This is a genomic window from Sphingomonas sp. GW821-FHT09E03, from assembly GCF_059416225.1.
The window spans coordinates 46,023-63,431 of sequence record NZ_JBWKOS010000006.1; the positions used below are offsets into that span (position 1 = coordinate 46,023).

The 17,409-nt window shown below is 68.1% G+C and carries 12 protein-coding genes; 7 read left to right on the forward strand and 5 right to left on the reverse strand.

All coding sequences use genetic code 11. The annotated features are described in order from the left end of the window. Positions 1 to 118: 118 nt before the first annotated feature. From AC07M8_RS13840 to AC07M8_RS13870, 7 genes are all read left to right on the forward strand, one after another. Positions 119 to 817 (forward strand): carbonic anhydrase, encoded by a 699-nt coding sequence (locus tag AC07M8_RS13840; protein WP_495174914.1) that lies wholly within the window; start codon positions 119 to 121, stop codon positions 815 to 817. A 41-nt stretch (positions 818 to 858) separates the two neighbouring features. Further along, positions 859 to 2,340 carry a SulP family inorganic anion transporter gene (locus tag AC07M8_RS13845; RefSeq protein ID WP_495174915.1) on the forward strand — a complete coding sequence of 494 codons (1,482 nt, stop codon included), beginning with the start codon at positions 859 to 861 and terminating at the stop codon, positions 2,338 to 2,340. A gap of 286 nt (positions 2,341 to 2,626) precedes the next feature. Beyond that, positions 2,627 to 3,466: a TorF family putative porin gene (locus tag AC07M8_RS13850; protein ID WP_495174916.1), complete on the forward strand. Its 840-nt coding sequence runs from the start codon at positions 2,627 to 2,629 to the stop codon at positions 3,464 to 3,466. A gap of 109 nt (positions 3,467 to 3,575) precedes the next feature. Then, the gene (locus AC07M8_RS13855; RefSeq protein WP_495174917.1) at positions 3,576 to 4,694 is read left to right on the forward strand and encodes a glycoside hydrolase family 130 protein; all 1,119 of its coding nucleotides are present in this window, start codon (positions 3,576 to 3,578) and stop codon (positions 4,692 to 4,694) included. An 18-nt stretch (positions 4,695 to 4,712) separates the two neighbouring features. Continuing rightward, positions 4,713 to 6,293 carry an alpha-amylase family glycosyl hydrolase gene (locus AC07M8_RS13860; RefSeq protein ID WP_495174918.1) on the forward strand — a complete coding sequence of 527 codons (1,581 nt, stop codon included), beginning with the start codon at positions 4,713 to 4,715 and terminating at the stop codon, positions 6,291 to 6,293. A gap of 10 nt (positions 6,294 to 6,303) precedes the next feature. Next, on the forward strand, positions 6,304 to 7,311 hold the full coding sequence (locus AC07M8_RS13865) for a glycosyltransferase family 4 protein (protein ID WP_495174919.1): 1,008 nt from the start codon (positions 6,304 to 6,306) through the stop codon (positions 7,309 to 7,311). A 310-nt stretch (positions 7,312 to 7,621) separates the two neighbouring features. Next, positions 7,622 to 9,745, forward strand: coding sequence for an ATP-binding protein (locus AC07M8_RS13870; RefSeq protein WP_495174920.1), 2,124 nt, complete (start codon positions 7,622 to 7,624; stop codon positions 9,743 to 9,745). Between the two features lie 190 nt (positions 9,746 to 9,935). Here the strand turns inward: AC07M8_RS13870 and AC07M8_RS13875 are convergent, their stop codons facing one another. From AC07M8_RS13875 to AC07M8_RS13895, 5 genes are all read right to left on the reverse strand, one after another. Beyond that, the gene (locus AC07M8_RS13875; RefSeq protein WP_495174921.1) at positions 9,936 to 10,781 is read right to left on the reverse strand and encodes an HpcH/HpaI aldolase/citrate lyase family protein; all 846 of its coding nucleotides are present in this window, start codon (positions 10,779 to 10,781) and stop codon (positions 9,936 to 9,938) included. A 428-nt stretch (positions 10,782 to 11,209) separates the two neighbouring features. Beyond that, positions 11,210 to 13,855, reverse strand: coding sequence for a sensor domain-containing protein (locus AC07M8_RS13880; protein WP_495174922.1), 2,646 nt, complete (start codon positions 13,853 to 13,855; stop codon positions 11,210 to 11,212). Positions 13,856 to 13,975: 120 nt separating this feature from the next. Further along, positions 13,976 to 14,659 (reverse strand): TadE/TadG family type IV pilus assembly protein, encoded by a 684-nt coding sequence (locus tag AC07M8_RS13885; protein WP_495174923.1) that lies wholly within the window; start codon positions 14,657 to 14,659, stop codon positions 13,976 to 13,978. Beyond that, positions 14,656 to 15,261, reverse strand: coding sequence for a TadE/TadG family type IV pilus assembly protein (locus AC07M8_RS13890; RefSeq protein ID WP_495174924.1), 606 nt, complete (start codon positions 15,259 to 15,261; stop codon positions 14,656 to 14,658). The genes AC07M8_RS13885 and AC07M8_RS13890 overlap by 4 nt, the downstream gene beginning before the upstream one ends. Beyond that, positions 15,258 to 17,159, reverse strand: coding sequence for a TadE/TadG family type IV pilus assembly protein (locus AC07M8_RS13895; RefSeq protein WP_495174925.1), 1,902 nt, complete (start codon positions 17,157 to 17,159; stop codon positions 15,258 to 15,260). The genes AC07M8_RS13890 and AC07M8_RS13895 overlap by 4 nt, the downstream gene beginning before the upstream one ends. Positions 17,160 to 17,409: the final 250 nt, after the last annotated feature.

Below are 17,409 nucleotides of genomic sequence, written 5' to 3' on the forward strand. Positions count from 1 at the left end.
CGGCGGTCCCGGCGGCGGCAACAATTCCTAACGAACGTGCGGCGCTGCAGCAAAACCCACCGGCTAGATACCATCTCCAATGCGACCGCCACGGTCGCGGGTGAAGGAGTAGGCCCCCGTGAACGAACTGCTAGGCCGGGTTGTCAGTTTCGAAAAGAAGGTGTTCCAGGATCAGCACGCGCTGTATCACACCCTCGCGCACAACGGTCAGAGCCCCAAGGCGCTGATGATCTCCTGCGCGGATTCGCGCATCGTCCCCGAACATATCATGCAGGCGCAGCCGGGTGACCTGTTCGTGTGCCGCAACGCGGGCAACATCGTGCCCCCTTATGCCACCCAGCTCGGCGGCGTCTCGGCGACGGTGGAATATGCCGTCACCGCGCTGGGCGTGCGCGACATCATCGTCTGCGGCCACAGCGATTGCGGCGCGATGAAGGGCCTGTCCGGCGATCCCGCGGATCTCGCCTCGATGCCGAACGTCGCCGGCTGGCTGCACCACGGCGCCGCCGCGCGCCAGGTGGTCGACCAGAGCTACCCCGAGCTCACCAACGGCGAGCGCGTCCGCGCGCTGAGCCTCGAGAACGTTGTCGCCCAGCTCGCGCATCTGCGTACCCATCCGTCGGTCGCGGCCGGCATCGCCAAGGGCCATATCTCGCTCCACGGCTGGTTCGTCGACATCCACGAGGGCGTGGTGCTCGGGCTCGACGGCCGCTCGGGCCGCTTCGTGCCGATGCGCGACGGCAACGATCTGCCCGTGGCGCATCCCGCCGCGCAGCGTCTTGCCTCCGATGTCGACTATCCCGAGGCGGCGGAATGACCAGCCAGGGGAAAAGGGGGCTGGCGCTTCCTTCCTTTCAGATGGTCACGCGCGATTTCACCGCGTCGATCGTCGTCTTCCTGGTGGCGATGCCCTTGTGCATGGGCATCGCCATCGCCTCGGGCGTCCCGCCCGAAAAGGGGCTGATCACCGGGATCATCGGCGGCCTCGTCGTCGGCGCGCTCGCCGGCTCGCCGCTCCAGGTCAGCGGCCCCGCCGCGGGCCTTGCCGTGGTGGTGTTCGAGCTGGTTCGCGATCACGGCCTGTCCGCGCTCGGGCCAATCCTCGTGCTCGCCGGGCTGATCCAGTTCGTCGCCGGCGTTGCCCGGCTCGGCGGTTGGTTCCGCGCGATCTCGCCCGCGGTGGTCCATGGCATGCTCGCCGGCATCGGCGTTCTGATCGTCGCCGGCCAGTTCCACGTCCTGTTCGATGCCAAGCCGCTCCCCAGCGGCGCGCAGAACCTCGCCGCGATGCCCGGCCGGCTGCTCGGGCTCCAGCCCGGCAACGCCCAGGCCGCCGAGCTCGCCTTTGCGGTCGGGCTTGTCACCATCGCCGCGATGCTCGGCTGGGAAAAGCTGCGTCCCGCGTCGCTCAAGCTCGTCCCCGGCGCGCTGATCGGCGTGCTCGCCGGCACCTTCGTCGCGCTCGGCTTCGGGCTGCAGGTCGCGCATGTCGCGGTCCCTGAATCGATCACCGCGGCGCTGGCGCTGCCCGATGCCACGCTGTTCGCGCGCTGGCTCGATCCCGCCGTGATCACCGCCGCGATCGCGATCGCCTTTATCGCCAGCGCCGAGACGCTGCTCTCGGCCGCCGCGGTGGACCGGATGCACGACGGCGTCCGCACCAACTACAACAAGGAGCTGCGCGCGCAGGGCATTGGCAACCTGCTGTGCGGCTTCGCCGGCGCGCTGCCGATGACCGGCGTCATCGTCCGCAGCTCGGCCAACGTCCAGGCCGGCGCCACCAGCCGGCTGTCGACCATCCTTCACGGCGCCTGGATCCTCGGCTTCGTCGCGCTGCTGCCCTGGCTGCTGCGCGAGATCCCGATGGCGGCACTGGGCGCGATCCTGGTCGTCACCGGCGTTCGCCTCGTCAGCATCGCCCATGCCCGCCACCTGTTCACCCATTATGGCGTTCTCCCGGCGCTGATCTGGGCGGCGACGCTGGTCACGGTGGTGGCGGCGGATCTGCTCACCGGCGTGCTGGTCGGCATCGGCCTGTCGCTGCTCGAGCTGGTGCCCCACCTCCGCGGCCTCAAGCTCAACGTCGCCGAGCGTCAGGAGAATGGCACGCACGAGATCGATCTCGCTGGCGCCGCCACCTTCGTGTCGCTGCCCAAGCTCTCCGACACGCTCGATCGCGCGCCGCAGGGCTCGACGGTGCGGCTCGATCTGTCCAGGCTGCGCACTGTCGATCATACCTGCGCCGAGCTGCTCAAGGAGTGGTTCCAGCGCCGCCGCGCCGCCGGCGACCTCATCGAGGTGACCGGCGCCTCCGGCCGCATGGTCGCCTTCGCCCACTGACATGCCTGACTGACCTTCCCCCTCCGTTCGCCCTGAGCCTGTCGAAGCACCTGAGTCTCATGCCCTTCGACAGGCTCAGGGCAAACGGGGGCGGGGGGCTTACCCGGCTGTCGCTCATCCCGAGCAACACTTCGTCACCCATCGGCAACCCGCCGGCAGCACCGCTGCCGTAGCGTGGCCTGCGTCCGGGCAAGACTGGCACCCGTCTCATCCTCCTCCGAGACGAGCGTGCCGGCGGCCCGGACGCAGGAGGGATCTCCCGTCCAACATGTGCCAAGGGGTCCCAATGTACCGTTCGCTACTCGTTGCCGCCGGCCTGCTGGCCGCCGCTCCCGCCGCCGCGCAGGATACCGCGCCGCCGTCGCCGATCACCGTCACCGGCAGCGTCGCGCTGGTGTCCGACTATCGCTTCCGCGGCGTCTCGCAGAGCGACGAGGAACTTGCCGTCCAGGGCGGGCTCACCGTCACCTACAAGAGCGGCCTCTACATCGGCGCCTGGGCGTCGAACCTCGCCGGCTGGGGCACCTTCGGCGGCTCCAACACCGAGCTCGACCTGATCGGCGGCTACAAGCTGCCGCTCGGCGGCGGCGCGCTCGATGTCGGCCTCACCTGGTACATGTATCCCGGCGGCGCCTCCAAGACCGATTTCGCCGAGCCCTATGTCAAGCTGTCGGGCACGCTCGGTCCCGCCTCGCTGCTCGCCGGCGTCGCTTACGCCCCCAAGCAGCAGGCGCTCGGCAATTGGTACGCCACCGGCGCCGCCGCGCAGAGCGGGGTTTACACCGATCCCGGCGACAAGGAGGACAATCTCTATCTGTGGGGCGACGCCACCGCCGGCATCCCCACCACGCCGCTCACCGCCAAGGCGCATATCGGCTATTCGCACGGCAACCCCGGGCTCGGCCCCAACGGCACCTCCGTCACCCCGACGGGCAGCTACTGGGACTGGATGATCGGCGCCGACTTCGCGGTGAAGGGCACGCCGCTCACCCTCGGTGTCGCCTATACCGATACCGACATCAGCCGGCGTGATTCGGCCTATCTGCTGCCCAACTTTTCCAACACCGAGGATGGCAGCAGCATCGCCGGGCCGCAGGTGGTGTTCTCGATCTCGGCCGGCTTCTGACGCCGCGAGGAGAGGGGAGGGGCATGCCTCTCCCCTCCCGTTTGGTCCAACCGGCGGTCGAGGATACGCGGTCGAGGGAACTCCCCGGGACCCGAACGGTACTGCCCCCATGGCCCTGCACGACGCGCTGATCTTCACCCCCGACCAGGTCGACCTGACCCGCTCTCCTCTCCGCCGCGGCATCGCCGAGCCCACCTATGTGCTCGGTGCCTTCAACCCCGGCTTCACCCGCCTCGCCAACGGCAATCTGTTGCTGATGGTGCGCGTCGCCGAGGCGCTCAGCGAGCCGGTAAGCGGCGCGCACGTCCGCGCGATCCGTTGGACACCGGGCGGCTATGTGCTCGACGCCCATCGCCTCACCGGGGTCAACATGGCCGATCCCCGCCAGTTCGAGCTGGGCGGCTCCAAGCACCGCATCCTCGGCCTTACCTCCCTGTCGTGGCTGCTCCCCGTCGAGCTCGATGCCGAGGGCACAAGCATCGTCGCGATCCACTATGACGCCGCGATCGAGCCCGCCGCCGCCTATCAGGACTATGGCGTCGAGGACGCGCGCATCACCCGGATCGGCGACATCTGGTACATGACGACCTGTTCGGTCAGCGCCGAGCGCCACTGTACCACGCTCCACACCTCGCGCGACGGGCTGCACTACAAGTTGGAGGGCATCGTCCTCGATCACCAGAACAAGGACATGATCCTGTTCGAGGGCAAGATCGCCGACAAATTCATGGCGCTGACCCGGCCGCTCGGCGAAGTCTATTTCGCCTACCCGGAAGACAGCCCCTATGTCGGCGGTCCCTCGATCAACTTCGCGCAAAGCCCCGACGCGCTCCACTGGAAGCCGCTCGACGCGCCGGGCCTGCGCGCACGCAAAGGCTCGGCCTCGGCGATGAAGATCGGCGGCGGCACCCAGCCGGTGCTCACCGCCGATGGCTGGATGATGATCTACCATGGCGTCGAGGCGCGCGAGACGGTGGGGATCTACCGCAGTTTCTGGGCGCTGCTCGACCGCGACGATCCCGCGCGCATCCTGCGCGTGGAGGACGAGGTGCCGCTGCTCGAGGCAAACCCGGCGCTCACCGCGCCGATCGCCCACCAGATGTACCTGCCGACGCCCGTGGTATTCACCACCGGGCTGGTCGATGCCGGCGACGACTATCTGGTGGCGAGCGGCGAGGCCGATCTCGCCTGCCGGATGACGCGGATCGCCAAGACGCGGTTTCAGTAAAACAGCAGGACTTCGCTTATGACCCCCTGGTGGCAGACCGGCACCATCTACCAGATCTACCCGCGCTCCTTCCAGGATAGCGACGGCGACGGCGTCGGCGATCTCAAGGGCATCAAGGCCCGCCTCGACCATCTCGTCGCGCTCGGCGTCGACGCGATCTGGATCTCGCCGATCTTCCCCTCGCCGATGCGCGATTTCGGCTATGACGTCGCCGATTATTGCAACGTCGATCCGCGCTTCGGCACCCTCGCCGATTTCGACGACCTGCTCGCCGCCGCCCATGCCCGCGGGCTCAAGCTGCTGCTCGATTTCGTCCCCAACCACAGCTCCACCGATCATTCCTGGTTTCAGGAAAGCCGCTCGTCGCGCGACAACCCCAAGCGTGACTGGTACATCTGGCGCGACGCCAAGGCGGACGGCAGCCCGCCCAACAACTGGATCAGCGACTTCGGCGGCTCGGCCTGGGAGTGGGACGCCCACACCGGCCAATATTATTACCATGCCTTCCTCAAGGAGCAGGCCGACCTCAACTGGCGCAACCCGGAGCTGCGGCGGGCGATGATGGACGTGCTGCGCTTCTGGTTCGCGCGCGGCGTCGACGGCTTCCGCATCGACGTGCTGTGGCACATGATCAAGCACGAGGAACTGCCCGACAATCCGGCCAACCCCGCCTATCAGCCGCACATGGGCGAGATGCACGCAGTGCTCCAGCTCCATTCCACCGACCAGCCCGAGGTCCATGGGATCGCTGCCGAGATGCGGGGCATCGCCGACAGCTTTCCGGGGGACCGCGTGCTGATCGGCGAGATCTACCTGCCGATCGAACGGCTGATGCATTATTACGGCCTGGAAGCCCCCGAGGTGCATCTGCCCTTCAACTTCCAGCTGATCGAGGCCCCGTGGCACGCGCGCGAGCTGGCGCAGATGATCGGCGATTATGAGGCCGCGCTGCCCGCCGGCGGCTGGCCCAATTGGGTGCTCGGCAACCACGATCGTCCGCGCATCGCCAGCCGCGTCGGCGAGCCCCAGGCCCGCGTCGCCGCGGTGCTGCTGCTCACCCTGCGCGGCACGCCGACGATCTATTACGGCGACGAGGTCGGCCTCTCCGATGTCGCGATCCCGCCCGATCGGGTCCAGGACCCGCGCGAGCTGCGCGAGCCGGGGCTCGGCCTCGGCCGCGATCCGGTGCGCACGCCGATGCCGTGGAACGCCAGCGACCATGCCGGCTTCTCCACCGCCGAGCCGTGGTTGCCGCTCGGCCCCGACTGGCCGACCCGCAACGTCCAGGCCGAAAGCGCGGACCAGGGCTCGATGCTCGCGCTCCACCACCGGCTGCTCGATCTCCGCCGCAAGCACGCCGCGCTCGCGGTCGGCGACTTCCGCCTGCTCGACGCCGAGGGCGACGTGCTCGCCTACGAACGCCGCCACGGCGACGAGCGGATCGCGGTGGCGCTCAATCTCGGCGCCACCGACCAGCGCGTCGCCGTGCCCGCCGGCGAGGCGCTGCTCTCCACCGTCGATCTGTCGCTGATCCGCGACGAGGGCGATCAGCTCGTGCTGCGGCCCGACGAAGCTGTCATCCTGCGCATAACCGGCTAAGCCCCCGCGCATGAAGATCGCCATGCTCGCCCCCATCTCGTGGCGCACCCCGCCACGCCACTATGGTCCCTGGGAGCTGGTGACGAGCCTGCTCACCGAGGCGCTGGTCAAGCGCGGGGTCGATGTCACCCTGTTCGCGACCCAGGACAGCCTCACCGCCGGCACCCTCGCCGGGGTCGTGCCTGCGCCTTATTCCGAGGATCCGTCGATCGACGCCAAGGTCTGGGAGTTCCGCCACCTCGCGCATCTGTTCGAGCGCGCGGCAGAGTTCGATCTGATCCACAACCAGGCCGATTTCCCGGCGCACGCCTTTTCGCATCTCGTCGACACGCCGATGGTCACCACCATCCACGGCTTCTCGTCGGACCGGATCCTGCCGATGTACCAGCCGTATCAGGACCGGGTCCATTATGTCGCGATCAGCGCGGCCGATCGCTCGCCCAAATTGCGCTACGCTGCGACCATCCACCATGGCATCGTCCTCGACGAATTCCCGTTCGACGCCGCGGGCAGCGACGACCTCCTCTTCTTCGGCCGCATGCACCCCGACAAGGGCGCCGCCGAGGCGATCCGCGTCGCGCACGCCACCGGCCGCCGCCTCGCCATGTACGGCATCGTCCAGGATTCGGGCTATTACGAGCGCGAGGTTCAGCCCCATCTCGACGGCACCCGCATCACCCATCCCGGCGCGGTCGGCGGCCCCGAGCGGGTGAGGGCGCTCGGCACGGCGGCGGCGCTGCTCCACCTCATCAGCTTCGACGAACCCTTCGGCCTGTCGGTGATCGAGGCAATGGCCTGCGGCACGCCGGTGATCGCGATCAATCGCGGCTCGATGCCCGAGCTGATCGACCATGGCGTCACCGGCTTCCTCGTCAACAGCGAGGCCGAGGCGATCGAGGCGGTTGCGCGCCTGCCTGAGATCGATCGCGCCGCCTGCCGCGCTGCTGTCGCCCAACGTTTCACCGTCGAACGCATGGCCGACAATTATCTGGAGCTCTACCGGCGCATCCTCGGCTGACGCCCGCGCCTCGGGCCTGGCCGCAATGCGCCAGGACGGGCACACCGCCTCGACGATCCCGTCACCGCCGTGCGCTCCTACCGTTCACACCGGCGCGCCTCCCATGAACATTACCGCGATGGCGCCCCGATTCGCGCGGATCGCTCGGCGCCTCGGAACGTTAGGGCCGCGCTGAGTCGGATTTCTTCCGTGGTGGGTAGGTCGGCGGCGCGGAAGTCACGCCCGGCGTCGTGACAGGTTGGCGCGAGGCGGCTAGGCAGCGGCGGCCGCGAGGCTCGGCAAGTGACGTGCGTTTGAGAGGCGAGTATTCATGCCCGAGGGGGTTGAGGACGGCGAGATCGGCGAGCGGCGCGGCAGCGGTGCCACCGCACGCAGCATCGGCAGCTGGGAATGGGACGTGGTCGCGGATCGCGTCACCGCCGATCCCGGCTTTGCCCGCCTGTACGGCGTCGACCCCGATCTCGCCCGGCAGGGCGCCCCGATCAGCGCCTTCTTCGCCGGCATCCACCCGGCCGATCGCCCGCGGCTTGAGGCGGAGATCGCGGCGACGCTGCGCGCCGGCGGCGAGTTCGAAAGCGAATATCGCCTGATCCAGCCGGACGGTCGCGCGCGCTGGGTGGCGGCGCAGGGCTCCTGCGAACTCGACGGCAGCGGCACGCCGGTTCGCTTCCCCGGGATCAGCTTCGATATCGATGCCCGCAAGACCCAGGCGATCCGCTCCGCCGCGCTGGTCGAGCTCAACGATCGCCTGCGCGCCGGCGGCGATCCCGCCGACCTTGCCTTCGCCACCTCGGAGATCCTTGCCCGCACGCTCGATGTCAGCCGGGTCGGCTATGGCACGATCGACGCCGCTGCCGAGACCATCGTCACCGATCGGCAATGGTGTGCCCCCGGCGTGGCGCCGCTGCCGACGACGCTGCACTTCCGCGACTATGGCTCGTACATCGAGGATCTCAAGCACGGCCACACGGTGACGATCGGCAATGTGTTCGAGGACGATCGCACCCGCGCCACCGCCGAGGCGCTGCGCGGGCTCGCCGCGCTTGCCTTCGTCAACATGCCGATCACCGAACAGGGCGGCTTCGTCGCGCTTCTCTACATCAACAACGCCGAGCCGCGCGCCTGGCTGCCCGAGGAGATCGCCTTCATCCGCGATGTCGCCGAGCGCACCCGCGACGCCGTCGAGCGCCGCCGCGCCGAGGCCGATCTCGCCGATCTCACCGCCAGCCTCGAACGCCAGGTGGAGGATCGCACCCGCGAGCTGATGATTGCCGAGGAGCATCTGCGCCAGGCGCAGAAGATGGAGGCGGTCGGCCAGCTCACCGGCGGCCTCGCGCATGATTTCAACAATCTGCTCACCGGCATCTCGGGCGCGATTGAGATGATGCAGGTGCGGATCAGGCAAGGACGGATCGGCGAGCTGGAGCGCTATGCCAATGCCGCCCAGGGCGCCGCCCGCCGCGCCGCGGCGCTCACCCACCGCCTGCTCGCTTTCTCCCGCCGGCAGACGCTCGATCCCAAGCCGACCGACGTCAACAAGCTCGTCCACGGTCTCCACGATCTGGTCCAGCGCACCGTCGGCCCGCAGATTGGCGTTGAGGTGGTCGGCGCCGCGGGGCTGTGGCCGGCGATCGTCGATCCCAACCAGCTCGAGAATGCGCTGCTCAACCTGTGCATCAACGCACGTGACGCGATGCCCGATGGCGGCCGCATCACCATCGAGACCGCCAATAAATGGCTCGACGAACGCGCCGCGCGCGAGCGCGATCTGCCGCCGGGCCAGTATCTGTCGCTATGCGTGTCGGACACCGGCACCGGCATGACCCCCGAGGTCCAGGCCCGCGCCTTCGATCCCTTCTACACCACCAAGCCCTTGGGCGAGGGCACCGGGCTCGGCCTGTCGATGATCTACGGCTTCGCGCGCCAGTCCGGCGGGCAGGTGCGGATCTATTCGGAGCTGGGGGAGGGCACCACCATGTGCATCTACCTGCCGCGTTATTATGGCGAGACCGATAGCAGTGACGAGCACCAGGTGGTTCGCGCCCATGAGGCAAGCGGCGATGATCGCCGCACCGTGCTGGTGGTCGACGACGAGCCGACCATCCGGATGCTGGTGATCGAGATCCTCGAGGAACTCGGCCACACCGCGCTCGAGGCCGGCGATGGCGCCGCGGCGCTGCGCGTGCTGGGCACCGGGGTCGGCATCGATCTGCTGATCACCGATGTCGGCCTGCCCGGGCAGATGAATGGCCGCCAGGTCGCCGACGCCGCGCTGGCGCTGATCCCGGACCTCAAGGTACTGTTCATCACCGGCTATGCCGAAAATGCCGTGATCGGCAACGGCCAGCTCGCCCCCAACATGGCGGTGGTCACCAAGCCGTTCGCGATGGATGCGATCGCCACCCGGATCAGCATGCTGATCGAGCAACCGTAGGGCACAATCTGTCATCCCGGCGAAAGCTGGGATCTGAGGCCGCAGGGGAATCCCTCAAGCTCCGTCATCCCAGCAAAAGCTGGGATCTCAAGCCACCAGGGAATCCGTCGAGAAGATCTCAGCCTTCGCTGGGAAACGGCATTGTGGCCGGGCGCCGCCTCAGCGGCAGCCTCTCATGATGCGGCAGCCCTCAAGCCGCCGCCCAGCGCACGATCCGGCGCGCCTCGTCGAGGTGCAGCCGCTCCACCATCGCGCCGCCGAGCTGGATCGCGCCGCGGTCGGCATTGGCGGGGCTGTCGAACGCGGCGATCACCTCCTGTGCCCAGGCGATCTCTTCCACCGCCGGCGCGAAGGCGCGGTTGGCGATGTCGATCTGCGACGGGTGGATCAGCGTCTTGCCGTCGAAGCCCAGCATCGCGCCCTGCGCGCATTCTGCCGCCAGCCGCTCCGGCGCGTGCAGCGCGTTGCACACCCCGTCGAGCACCGCGAGATTGGCGGCGCGGGCGGCGGTGACGATCATCGCCAGCGCCGGCACCAGCGGTGCGCGGTCGGTGCCCGGGCGGCAGCGCATTTCCTTGGCGAGGTCGTTGGTGCCCGCGATCAGCATTTCGGTGCGGGTCGCCGCCGCCGCCGCGACGATCGCCGGCAGCTGGAGCATCGCGCCGCAGGTCTCGATCATCGCCCAGATCGGCGGGCCATGCTCGCCGAGCGCGGCGCGCGCCGCGGCGAGATCGTCGACGCAGCCGACCTTGGGCAGCACCGCCGCCTGCGCGCGCGACTGGCTCACCGCGGCGGCATCGTCGAGCCCCCAGGGCGTGTCGAGCGCGTTGAGCCGGATCGCCCATTCGCGCGCGCCGAACCCCTCCACCGCGACCGCCGCGGCGCGCGCCGCGAGCTTGGCGTCGGGCGCCACCGCGTCCTCGAGATCGAGGATCACCACGTCGCACGCCAGCTCGCGCGCCTTGGCGATCGCGCGCGGGTTGGATGCCGGCATGAACAGGGCGGATCGCCGCCGCACGCTCGCCGCCGCGGTCATGGGCGGCCTACCGCGGGCAGGGCGGCGCCCGAAGCAAGAATAAGATGGTCTGCGGCCACTGTCGGCGCAGCGCGAACGGAAGCGCGGTCGATCATGGCCGCAAGTATAGCGCATGACAGCGCCGGCGCAAATAGATGCCACCACAGCGCTTGTTGCCAAGGATCATGCCTTACATAGGTTAACCGTGACAGTGCGCTAGCACTCGAGTGGATATAGCATCAGGTAACCGAGCATAACATCTACAGCAGCTGATATAATGCGATGCCAGCTATGAAGAATAGTGTCGATCTCCATTGATCGGGATGACTGCAATCATCCGTCACATTAAATTTTAAGACGGTTCTGGCAGTATAAGTACGGCATGCATCGCCGATGTCGACCGATGCCATGTGCAATGGCGACGATCGGACCGCCGCGAATCGGCGGCGTCAGCCGACCGCCTTCCACTGCTCGCCGACGATCAGCCCCGGCACCACCGCCGCCGGCACCGCGCGACCGAACAGATAGCCCTGGCCCTCGTCGCAGCCGCCCTCGCGCAGGTGGCGCGCCTGCGCCAGCGTCTCGACGCCCTCGGCGACCACCTTCATTCCCAGCCGGTGGCCGAGCCCGACCACCGCGTCGATGATCGCGGCGTCGCCGGCATCGGTATCGAGGCTGCTGACGAAGCTGCGGTCGATCTTGATCACGTCGACCGGGAAGGCCTTGAGGTGGGTCAGCGAGGCATAGCCGGTGCCGAAATCGTCGAGCGCGATGGTCACCCCGGCGCGGCTGAACGCGTCGAGCGTCTGGCCGACGCATTCGGCGTCGCGGCCGAGGAACACGGTTTCGGTCACCTCCAGCTCGAGCCGCGACGGCGGCACCCCGGCGCCGTGCAGCCGTTCCATGATCCGGTCGGCAAGGCTCTCGTGGCGGAATTCGGCGGGCGAGAGGTTGACCGCGACCCGGCCGAAATCGATCCCGCGGTCCAGCCAGTCGCGCATGTCGACGACGATCCGCTCCAGCATCCGCTCGCTCAGCGCCACCGCGAGGTCGAGGTCCTCGAACGCCGCCGCGATCGTGCCCGGCAGGTGCAGGCTGCCCTGACGGTCGCGCCAGCGCAGCAGCGCCTCGAACCCGCTCACCCGGCCGCTCAGCAGCTGCACCTTGGGCTGGTAGAAGGGGGTGATGCGATCGTCATGCGCGGCGTCGCGGGCGATGCTGATCATCGACGAGCGGCGCTGGACATCGGCGCGCATGTCGGCGCGGAACATCAGCAGCCCGCCGCGCTGGCGTCCCTTGGCCGCATAGAGCGCCATGTCGGCCGCCTTGAGCAGTTCGGCGGCGTCGCGGCCGTTGACCGGAAACATCGATCCGCCCGCGGTCGCCTGGCAGTCGAGGATCCGCCCCTCGTGCGTGAACGGCTCGCGCAGCACCCGCAGCACGCGCAGCACCAGCTCGCTCACCGTCGCTTCGCCGTCGATGTCGGTCAGCACCGCGGCAAACTCGTCGCCGCCGAGCCGCGCCACCGCGCAGTCAGGCCCCAGCGCCTCGCGCAGCCGCTCGGCAAAGGTGCGCAGCAGCAGGTCGCCGGCGTCATGGCCGATGGTGTCGTTGGTCTCCTTGAGGTGATCGACGTCGAACAGCACCAGCGCCAGCCGGCTGCCGTCGCGTTCCGCCTGCGCGATACCGCGCTCGAGCCGCTCGCCGAACGCGGCGCGGTTGGGCAGCCGGGTCATCGCATCGTGGCTCGCCGCCCAGCGGATGCGCTGCTCGGCGGTGCGCTCCTCGGTGACGTCGCGGACGGTGACGAGCACGCGGCCGAGCTGGCCCGCCGCGCCCTCGATCCGCCAGCCGCCGGTCTGCATCCAGCGCAGCGCGCCGTCGTCGGCGCGGTGGATGCGCAGCGTCACTTCGAAGCGGTGGCCGCCGTCGCCCGCCGCCACCGCGGCGACCAGGCGCTCGAGCGCATGGCGATCCTCGGGCACCACCAGCGCCAGCGCGGTGGCGACGTTGGGCTCGGTGTCGAGCGGCAGCCCGAGCATGCGCTTGAACTCATCGGACCATTCGCGCCGGTCATGGACCGCGTCATAATCCCAGATGCCGAGCCCCGCGGCATGAGCGGCGAGGCGGAACCGCTCCTCGCTTTCGCGCAACGCATTCTCGGCAAGCTTGCGGTCGTCGATATCCTCGAGCGTGCCGTACCAGCGGATCGCGCGACCCTCGCCGTCGAGCCGCGCCGCGGCGCGCGAGCGGAACCAGCGATAGCTGCCGTCGCGGGTACGCAGCCGATATTCGATGTCGACCGGCTGGCAGGTCGCCAGCGCCTCGACCCAGGCGGCCATGGTCGGCGCGGCGTCGTCGGGGTGGAGTGCCTCCAGCCAGCGCTCGCCGAGCGCATCGGCGGGCGCACCGCCGGTGACGTCCTCCCACCGCGAGCTGACCTCTTCGATCAGGCCCTCGGCGGAGCCGATCCAGTTGATCGTCGGGCTGAGGTCCACTGAATAGCGGTAATGCCGTTCGCTTTCGCGCAGGCCTTCCTCGGCCGTCCGCCGGCTGGTGATGTCGCGCAGCACGGTGATCGTCGAGATCGCCCGACCGACGTCGTCGCACACAAAGGAGATGGAGATCGCGCACCAAACCACGCTGCCGTCGCGGCGCACGAAGCGCAGGTCGCGGTCGTACGGCGTCGCTGTCGCGGTATGGCTGTTATATTCGGCATTGGCGGCGGCGGCGTCGTCGGGGTGGATGTAGGCCTCGAGCGACACGCCCGCCAGTTCATCGGCCCGGCGGCCGATCAGTTCGCAGAACCGCTCGTTGACGGCGAGCACGCGGCGCGCGGAATCGCGGTGGAGGATGCCGATCCGCGCCCGGCTCAGCGCCCGATCGAGATCGGCGCTGCCGAAATCGCCGGTTGATCCCCGTGCGGGCGGCGCCGGCGACGGCTCGGCCGCAGCGGCCGCGGCAGACAGCGCAGGATGAGCGGCGAGCGCGTCATAGATACCGGCCAGCGTGGCGGAGATTTCATCTCCGTCATCCGCGCTGCCGACGAACCTGCGACCCTCCACCTGTTCCATCCGGTCTCTGCCCCTCGTCACCCGGCCCGGTCCGAGCCTTATCCGCTTTCCCCGTTTGCTGCTTAACGAACTGTAACAGAACCGTTTTGGGTAGATGGTCAGGGCTTGCGCCTTGGCCTCTGCGGCCAGCGAGCGCCGCCGCTACACGCCAAGCGGCGTGGTGCAGTTGCTCTTCACCGGATGCGCGCTGTCGCCGGAGACGCTGAATTGGTTCTTGCGCATCCGGAAATCGGCGGTGCGGGTGATCACCAGCGGTGCCTTGAAATAGCTGAACACGCTGGTCGGCAGCAGCGGCTGGTAGCGATAGGTCACCTGCGCGTGCGCCATGATCTCGCCCACCGGCAGCACCCGGCTGAAGCTCGGCAGCGTCTGGGTGGTGTGGCACCCGAGCCTGGGCAGCGCCGCGACATAGCCGCCGTCGAACTGCTGGGCGTAGGTCGCGTCGGCAAAGACGTTGCGCACCACCCCGTCGGACTGGCGCTCGGCGCGGACCACGGTGAAGATCACCCGGCCATATTGGCGCATCTTGAGCGGCTGCGCGGAGACGTCGATTGCCTGGAACAGATCGTAGATCTGCGCTTCGGAGGTGGCGATCCCGCCCACCCCGGTCTGCGCGACCATGTCGGCGACCATCGTCGCCAGCCGCTGCGTGGTGTTGGAGGCGAGGATGTAATTGGCCATCTCCAGCCCGCCAAGCGCGAAGCCGAGCAGCAGCGGCATGGCGAGCGCGAACTCGATCAGGCTCACCGCGCCGCGATCACGCGCCAGCCGGGGCAGCACGCCGGCGCGCCGCGGGGCGGGAGAGGGCGTTGGTGCGACGCTCATTGTGTCTTCACCGGCTCGTTGCGCACCACCGAGGCTGCGCGCAGCGTCACGCCGCGCGCACCGGGGCCGCCGAGGTTGAGAAAGCCGAACAGATGCTGGACCGGGAAGGTCGCGGTATAGGTGACGACATCGCCCTCGGCGCCCACCGTGCTGTTGGCGATCGGCAGCGCCGGATCCCACACGCCGTTGCCGTTGCGATCGGTATAGGGCTCGCCGACGAACGATCCCGAAGGGCCGTCATATTTGCCGTTGCCGTTGGTGTCGGTGTAATCTTCGGGCCGGGTTTCGCTAAAATTGCGATAGGCGGTGGCGACGACGTTGAGGTGCTGGCCGGGGACGAGCAGGAACCGGTTCATCGTCCGTGAGATCGCGGTCTGCATCGCGGCGTTGCGATCGGCCTGGCTGCTCTCCTGGGTGGCGCTGCTCGCACGCGCCGCTGCGGCGACCGCGCCGGTGAGGCTGCTCTGCGCGACATAGATATAGCCGAGGTCGATGGTCCCGCAGATCAGCAGGATCAGCACCGGCGCGAGCATCGCGAACTCGACGGCGGAGATGCCGCGCAGGTCGGCCGCGAGCCGGCGGAGCGGGAGCAGCGCGATCATTGCGTCAGATGCACGTCGACGAGGGTGCGGGCGATCTGCGAAAAGGCGCTGTTGAGATCGGTCGGGCTGGTGGTCAGGAAGAAGCCATTCTTGCCGCAATTCGCCAGGCGGGTCTGACTGGCGGAATCGATGTCGTTGGAGCCGTTGATCGCGACCACATAGATCTGCGGGCTCTTGCCGCTGTCGGGAAAGACATAGGAATTGGCCAGCGCGCATGATTTGGCGAACCGCAGGTCGGCAGCGGCGAAGAAGTTGTTGGAGGCATTGTTGAGCGAGGTGGTGATGGTCTGGTCGTTCATCGAGCCATAGGCCGTGTACACCTTGTCGTTGGCATTGCTCGTCGTGCTCAGGGCCGTCTCGCCATCGGTCATGAACACCATCGCGCGCACCGGTTTGCCATAGCCGGTCGGCTGGGTGCGCGCGAACTTGTCGTAGCGCGACAGGATCCGCCATCCCCAGATAAAGCCGGTATGGTGCATCGTGCCGTTGGCCGGCTTGATCGCCCACACCTTCTGGTCGACGTAATTGTCGAAGGTGGCGCGCGGCACATTATAGGTGATCGGCAGCCCCGGCTCCGGGCATTGCCAGTTGGGCGAGGGCAAAGCGGTGCTGTTGCTCGTCACCACATAGGCCGCCGCTGCCCTGAACGAGGCGAGGTTGGGCAGTTTGTCGGCGCGGACGTAGAAATCGGTGCCGGTGTTGGTCAGCGGGTTGAACGCGCCCGCGGCGGTGGTGTCGTAGTAGCTGCTCTGGTCGGTCGCGACGATGACGTCATCCGTCATGCTCGACGCACCATTGTTCAGCGCTTTGTAGTAACGGTAGAAAAAGCGCTTGAACGTCGGTGAGTTCGCCAGCGCGCTCACGGCCGCCGTCCCGGTCCCTACCTTGGGGTCGAAATACAGGTTGTTGGTGTCGGGGCTGCTCGGCGTGTAATATGTGGTCGCCGTGGTCTGCGGCTGGCCGGTATCCTTGGGCGTCCACAGCGGCGGCATGATCAGCGGCTTGATCGCCGCCATCGTATGGGTCGACGTCGGCTGGGGAAGCTCGCCGGGCAGCACGTTGGTGATGTCATAGGCGCCGGGCTCCGGCTTGCTGGGATCGGCGACCATGTTCGTCACCGTCTCGTCATTGGCGACGCAGCCCTTCCAGCCGATTGTATCTCCCGTTGCCCAGTTGCGGTCGCTGAACCCCGCCAGGGTTTCGATCGGGATGTTCGCGGCCTTGAGCAGCGAGCCAACGTTTACCTGGTTGGTATAGTTGATGATCCCCAACGCCAGGTTCGGCTGTGGATTCTGCGATCCCTGGTACAGCACGTTGATAAAGCCGTGCATCGCGGTCTTGAGCGCGTTGATCTTGGTGGTGCCGTTGATCGAGTCCTGCATCGATCCGGTATTGTCCAGCACCACCATCACCTCCAGCGGGTGCGGCTGGAATTCGGCGTGCGCGGTGACGGACACGGTGTGCGGCCCGATCCCGAAGATGCTCATGAACGTCATCGGCACCAGCCCGACCGCGTTCACCACCGTCTGGCTGACGCCGTTGTTGGTGGTGAAGATCGGGTCCTCCAGCGCCTTGGTACCGCCGATCGGCGGGGTGCCGCCGCCTTGCTGGACGCCCATGTAGCCGTCCGGAAAGTTGTCCCGGAAATAGGCGATCACCTGCTGCTTGCGGCCGTTGGGGTCGCTGTCATCCTTGTTGTCGAAAGCATTGGCGCCGGCCAGCGCCGCCGCGTCGACGCCGGCCTGCATCTGGCTGGTGGTGATGTAGAGCCGGGCAAGGTCGATCGCCGCGCCGATCGAGGCGATCATCGGAAACAGGCCTGCCGCCATCAGCGCCAGCGTCGAGCCGCGCCGGTTGCGGCGCAGCGCGTCGACCGCCAGCACCAGCCTCGCCACCATGGTGCCGCGCGTTCGCGGCGAATTCCCCAACGACACCGTCATCTTGCCCCGCGACGTAATCTTCGCCGCCGGCATTTGACCCGAATCGGTTAATATCCAGTATGGACGTTTTCAGATGGTTGCATCGCTGCTTCCTGGGAGAATGCCGTTATTTCAGCAGTCTGGCCGCCCGAACTGGCTGTGATCAACACGTCCGGGGCGATCATTGTGACCAAATATACGCGTTTGTACGGTGATCTGGCGGCGGGGT